5 protein-coding genes and 1 pseudogene are annotated in these 5,095 nt (G+C 64.9%); 1 reads left to right on the top strand and 5 read right to left on the bottom strand.

Features of this window, described 5'->3' with window-relative positions:
• From EOA29_RS24580 to tesB, 5 genes are all read right to left on the bottom strand, one after another.
• Positions 1–1,071: DNA translocase FtsK 4TM domain-containing protein (locus tag EOA29_RS24580; RefSeq protein WP_189478974.1), on the bottom strand; the 1,071-nt coding region annotated here is incomplete at its 3' end.
• A gap of 226 nt (positions 1,072–1,297) precedes the next feature.
• Complete coding sequence (locus EOA29_RS24575; protein ID WP_126091224.1) at positions 1,298–1,573, bottom strand: hypothetical protein; 276 nt, start codon at positions 1,571–1,573, stop codon at positions 1,298–1,300.
• A gap of 293 nt (positions 1,574–1,866) precedes the next feature.
• Positions 1,867–3,216 (bottom strand): ammonium transporter, encoded by a 1,350-nt coding sequence (locus EOA29_RS24570; protein ID WP_126091223.1) that lies wholly within the window; start codon positions 3,214–3,216, stop codon positions 1,867–1,869.
• Between the two features lie 31 nt (positions 3,217–3,247).
• Positions 3,248–3,586 carry a P-II family nitrogen regulator gene (locus EOA29_RS24565; protein ID WP_006327120.1) on the bottom strand — a complete coding sequence of 113 codons (339 nt, stop codon included), beginning with the start codon at positions 3,584–3,586 and terminating at the stop codon, positions 3,248–3,250.
• A 353-nt stretch (positions 3,587–3,939) separates the two neighbouring features.
• Positions 3,940–4,803, bottom strand: a complete 864-nt coding sequence (gene tesB / locus EOA29_RS24560; protein WP_126091222.1) for an acyl-CoA thioesterase II — start codon at positions 4,801–4,803, stop codon at positions 3,940–3,942.
• Positions 4,804–4,910: 107 nt separating this feature from the next.
• Here tesB and EOA29_RS24555 point away from each other — a divergent pair.
• Positions 4,911–5,095 (top strand): annotated as a pseudogene (locus EOA29_RS24555) (FAD-dependent oxidoreductase); the annotation flags it as partial.

Genomic DNA, 5,095 nt, shown 5'->3' with positions numbered 1-5,095 from the left:
GCGGGGCGCCGGCGCCTGTACGCGGGTCGCCGCGTCCGAGCGGAAGTTGCGCACGTTGGCGCGGCGCTGCACAGGCTGCTCGTCGTCGAAATCGTCGAGGTCGGCCTCTTCCTCTTCGTCGGCGAAGTCATCGTCGTCGACCGGATCGACCGAGGCGCTGCGGTCGTTGACCATGGCGGCGAAGAATTCCGGCTCGACGCGGGCGCGGCCGCCGGGGCTCATCCGGGCCTCGGCGAACTCGGCCGATTCGACCCGTTCGGCGGCGCGGCGCCAGGCACTGGCCCGCGGTTCCATCTGCGGCTCGAACTCGTCGCGCTCCTGCCTGCGGCGCGCGGCGCGGCGGTGCAGGAAGGCGCGGAACGACAGCCACCAATGGGTGATGGCGCCGAGCGCCAATATGCCTTCGTCGCCTTCGTCGTCATCCTCGCTGAACAGCAGGTCGTCCTGCTCGCGCGGATCGGGCTGGGCGGCCCGCTCCATGACCGCAAAGCCGTTCTTGCGCGAAATCAGCGCCGAGCCATAGGCGAACAGCCAGAGCGCCGGCGCGGCAAGCACGACGGCGATCATGGTGGCGAAAAGGCCCTTCGGATAGCCGCCGACGGCGATCCCCGGGATCTTCAGCACCATGTCGCCGAACACGCCGCCAAGGCCGGTGGGCAGCGGCCAGGTGTTGGGCGGCGTCACGCAACCGGCGATGGCCGCCGCGAGCAGCGCATAGCCGAACCAGGCAAGCCCGCGTTTCGGCAGCCTGTCGACGCCGCGCGCGGAAAAGAGAAGAAAACCCCAGACCACCGCCGGTACCAGGCCGGCGACGGCGGCAAGGCCGAAGAACTGCATGGCGAGGTCGGAAAACACCGCGCCGGCATAGCCCATGGCGTTGGTGACGATGTTGTTGGTGGCGTGCGAGAAGCTCGGATCGGCGACGTTCCAGGTGGCGAGGCTGGCGACGCCGAAAGCGGTGAACACGAACAGGCCGGCGCCGACCAGCCGCCCGACCTGGCGCCGTGCGAATGCCTGGATGCCGTGCCCCGTATCGGTCAGCGCGAGCGGTGCTGAAGCGCCTGAACGCATGCCTCTTCCCCGTAAGTCAGTGCCTGGCCGGATGCGTGGCGCATGCCGGGAGATTCGGCTGCCAGACTATCGGGGGGAAGGTTAAGGCCGCATTAACCATGGCTTTTTACCGACGATGGCGCACAGTCAAATAGGTAGAGACAAGGATGGCGGGCCTGGCGGCCCGCCATTTTTCTGCTTGAATGACGAAACGATCAGGCCCGTCAGGACCCGATCTCCCGCAGAACTACTTGTGACCGGCGTACATCATCAGGTTGGCGCAGAATTCGGCGTGGGGCTTGCTCATCGCCGCGTCCTGGCACTCCTTCATCATGGCGTCCTGTTTGTCCTTCGCCGTCGAGGCCCAGGCCGCCTTGAAGTCGGCTTCGGATTTCATGGTCTTCATGCTGGAATCGGTGAAGAACGGCGCCATGTTGTCAGGCTCGTCGAGCGCGCCAGCAAGTGCCACTCCGCTGACCATCGACAGAGCCATTGCTCCCAGGAAGATAGTCTTGAATTTCATTGGTTGGTTCCTTCCCTCTTGTTTGGCGAGCGCCTCCTTGGCGGTCGTTCTCTCAGTACGGAACCACAAAGCCCAACGTTTCATACCGGCGCGATCAAGTGAATGTGATTGAAATCCGCCTGACGCCACGCAAAAAAAGGAGGCCCGGAAGATCTTCCGGGCCTCAAGGCGTGAGCCCCTTTCGAGAGCGTCACGACGGGATCTTGGAGTAACTCCAGAAAACCGCTGCACGGCTTTCGTTGATATTCGGGCCGGCGGGAGGAGGATCCGCCGGCCCTTTGGCAAAGCCGGCCTTACGGCACCACTTCGCCGTGCTGGGTGACGTCGAGACCCTCGACCTCTTCCTGGCTGCTCGGACGCAGGCCGACCAGCGCCTTGACGATGAAGAGGATCACGAAGGTGGCGATCGCCGTCCACAGGATGGTGAAGACGATGCCGTAGACCTGCGTGACGACCGAAGCGCCCTTGCCGAGCGCGTTGATCTCCGGATCGGCGAGCGCGCCGGTGAGCAGCGCACCGATGACGCCGCCGACGCCGTGCACGCCGAAGGCATCGAGCGAGTCGTCATAGCCGAACATGTGCTTCACCTTGACGGCCGAGATGTAGCAGAGCACGCCGGCGACGATGCCGATGATGAACGCGCCGGTCGGGTTGACGAAGCCGGAAGCCGGCGTCACCGCGACCAGGCCGGCGACGGCGCCCGAGATGATGCCGAGCACCGAGGGCTTCTTGGCGACGATCCATTCGGCGAACATCCAGGCCAGCGCCGCGGCGGCGGTGGCAACCTGCGTGTTCATCATCGCCGCACCCGCGAGGCCGTCGGCGGCGAGCTCGGAACCCGCGTTGAAGCCGAACCAGCCGACCCACAGCAGCGAGGCGCCGATCACCGAATAGACGAGGTTATGCGGTGCCATGTTGGTGGTGCCGTAGCCCTCGCGCTTGCCGAGGACGAGCGCGCAGACCAGGCCCGCGACACCGGCGTTGATGTGGACGACCGTGCCGCCGGCAAAGTCGAGAACGCCGGCCGAACCGAGGAAGCCGCCGCCCCACACCCAGTGCGCGATCGGCGCATAGACGAAGACCAGCCACAGGCCCATGAAGATCAGCAGCGCCGAGAACTTCATGCGCTCGGCGAAGGCGCCGGCGATCAGCGCCGGCGTGATGATGGCGAAGGTCAACTGGAACATCGAGAAGACGAATTCGGGAATGTTCGCCACGCCCGGCAGCCACAGCGTCGAGGTGGTGATGCCGTGATGGAAGAATTTCGAGAAGCCGCCGAGATAGGCGTTCGTGGCGCCGCCGTCGGAGAAGGCCAGCGAATAGCCGAACATGAACCACAGCACCGTCACCAGGCAGGTGATGGCAAAGCTCTGCATGATGGTGGCGAGCACGTTCTTCTTGCGCACCATGCCGCCGTAGAACAGCGCCAGGCCCGGAATGGTCATCATCAGCACCAGCGCCGTCGAGGTCAGCATCCAGGCGGTGTTGCCGGTGTCGAGGACCGGGGTCGGCGCGGCAGGTGCGGCCGGCGCTGCCGGAGCCGCTTCCTGCGCGAAGGCGGCGACGGTGCCGAATACTGCGAGAGCGAGCGCACCGAGCGCGGCCGCGCGTCCCGTCGTCTTCAAGGTGGAAGGTATGTTCATTGAACTCTCCGTTGGAATAGCTGGTCGCCGCTCAGAGCGCGTCGGTGTCTGTTTCGCCGGTGCGGATGCGCACCGCCTGGTCGATGCCGAAGACGAAGATCTTGCCGTCGCCGATCTGGCCGGTCTTGGCGGCCGCGGTGATGGCTTCGACGGCCTTGTCGACCATGTCGGCGCCGACGGCGACCTCGATCTTGATCTTGGGCAGGAAGCTGACCGCGTATTCCGCGCCGCGATAGATTTCCGTATGTCCCTTCTGACGCCCGTAGCCTTTGACTTCGGTGACGGTCAGGCCCTGGATGCCAACGGCGGTGAGCGCTTCGCGCACCTCGTCGAGCTTGAACGGCTTGATGATTGCCATCACGATTTTCATAAGGTTTCACCCTTTGCTGTTGCGGTCCCCCGCGTTTGCACACCTTCACCGATCCCGAGGAGAGCCGGAGAGTGCCGAACAGGATTCAAACTTCATGCCAATTGCCGAAGCAGGGCGTTAACCTGTTGTAAACAAAGGGAACGGCGCTGCCGGAACCAGTGACTGCCCAAAGCGACGGTTGGCTGCCTGATTAAAAAATAGGCAAATTTTCAAAAATGCCTATTTCGCAAGCCTATGGCGCAACTGTGGGCAGCGGCAGTGGGTTGACGCAAGAATTCCGCGTAAAATCAGGCCAGGCGGATTTCTTTTGCGCGACGAAGGGCGCGCCCACGGCGGAAGAGAGTTTGGCCTGTTCAGCGCCGCAGCCGGATGAGGCCTTCCTGGGCGACCGAGGCGATCAGGGTCCCGTCGCGCGCGAACAGCGATCCGCGGGTGAAACCGCGCGAGCCTTGCGTCGAGGGGCTGTCCTGCGTGTAGAGGATCCAGTCGTCCAGCGAATGGCTGCGGTGGAACCACATCGCATGGTCGAGGCTGGCCGCCTGGATGTCGCGATCGAAAATGGCGCGACCATGCGCGAAAGTCGAGGTATCGAGCAGCGTCATGTCGGAGAGATAGGCGAGCACGGCCGCCTGCGTGGCGCGGTCCTCCGGCACCGGACCGGTGGTGCGGATCCAGATGTTCTGCTCCGGCTCCAGCTTCTCGCGGCTGGTATAGTGCTTCAGCATCACCGGCTTCATCTCGATCGGCCGGTCGCGCTCCCAATAGCGCTTGATGCCTTCCGGCACAGCCCCGCCGAATTTGCCCAAAAGCTCGCGCTGCGACAAAAGCGTGTCGGGCGCCGGCACGTCGCGCGGCATCGGCAGTTGATGCTCCAGCCCCACTTCGTCCTGCTGGAACGAGGCCTCCAGCGAGAAGATCGCCTGGCCATGCTGGATCGCCACCACCCGGCGCGTGGTGAAGGAGCCGCCGTCGCGGATGCGGTCGACCTCGTAGACGATCGGCACCTTGGTATCGCCCGGCCGCATGAAATAGCCGTGCAGCGAGTGCACGTGGCGCTCGGGCTCGACCGTGCGCTGGGCGGCGACCAGCGCCTGGGCGATGGTCTGGCCGCCGAACACCCGCTGCCAGTCCAGCTTTGGGCTGCGACCACGATACAGGTTGTGTTCGAGCTGCTCGAGGTCGAGAATGTCGAGGAGTTCGTCCATGGCCGCCGTCATGTTCCACGTCCTTCAAAGATGTGACATGGCCGGTTTCGGACAGGACAGGCAGGCAGTCAAGCTGCTATGGCCGCCGCTGCGGCCGCAAGCCGCGAAAGGAAAGTGGCATGGTCAAGGCGGATGAAGCAGGCGAAGCCTCGCTGGACGTGCTGGTGGCGGGCGCCGGCTATGTCGGCCTGGCCACCGCCGTGTCGATGAAGCAGGCGCGCCCGAGCCTTGCCGTCGCCGTTGTCGACGCCGCTCCCGCCGACGTCTGGCAGAAGGACGGCCGCGCCTCGGCCATCGCCGCCGC

Origin of the sequence: Mesorhizobium sp. M1E.F.Ca.ET.063.01.1.1, assembly GCF_003998155.1 — a bacterium.
In the GTDB taxonomy this organism is placed as follows: Bacteria; Pseudomonadota; Alphaproteobacteria; order Rhizobiales; family Rhizobiaceae; genus Mesorhizobium.
Note: the sequence above shows the minus strand (reverse complement) of the source record. Positions and strands in the feature narration are given on the sequence as shown.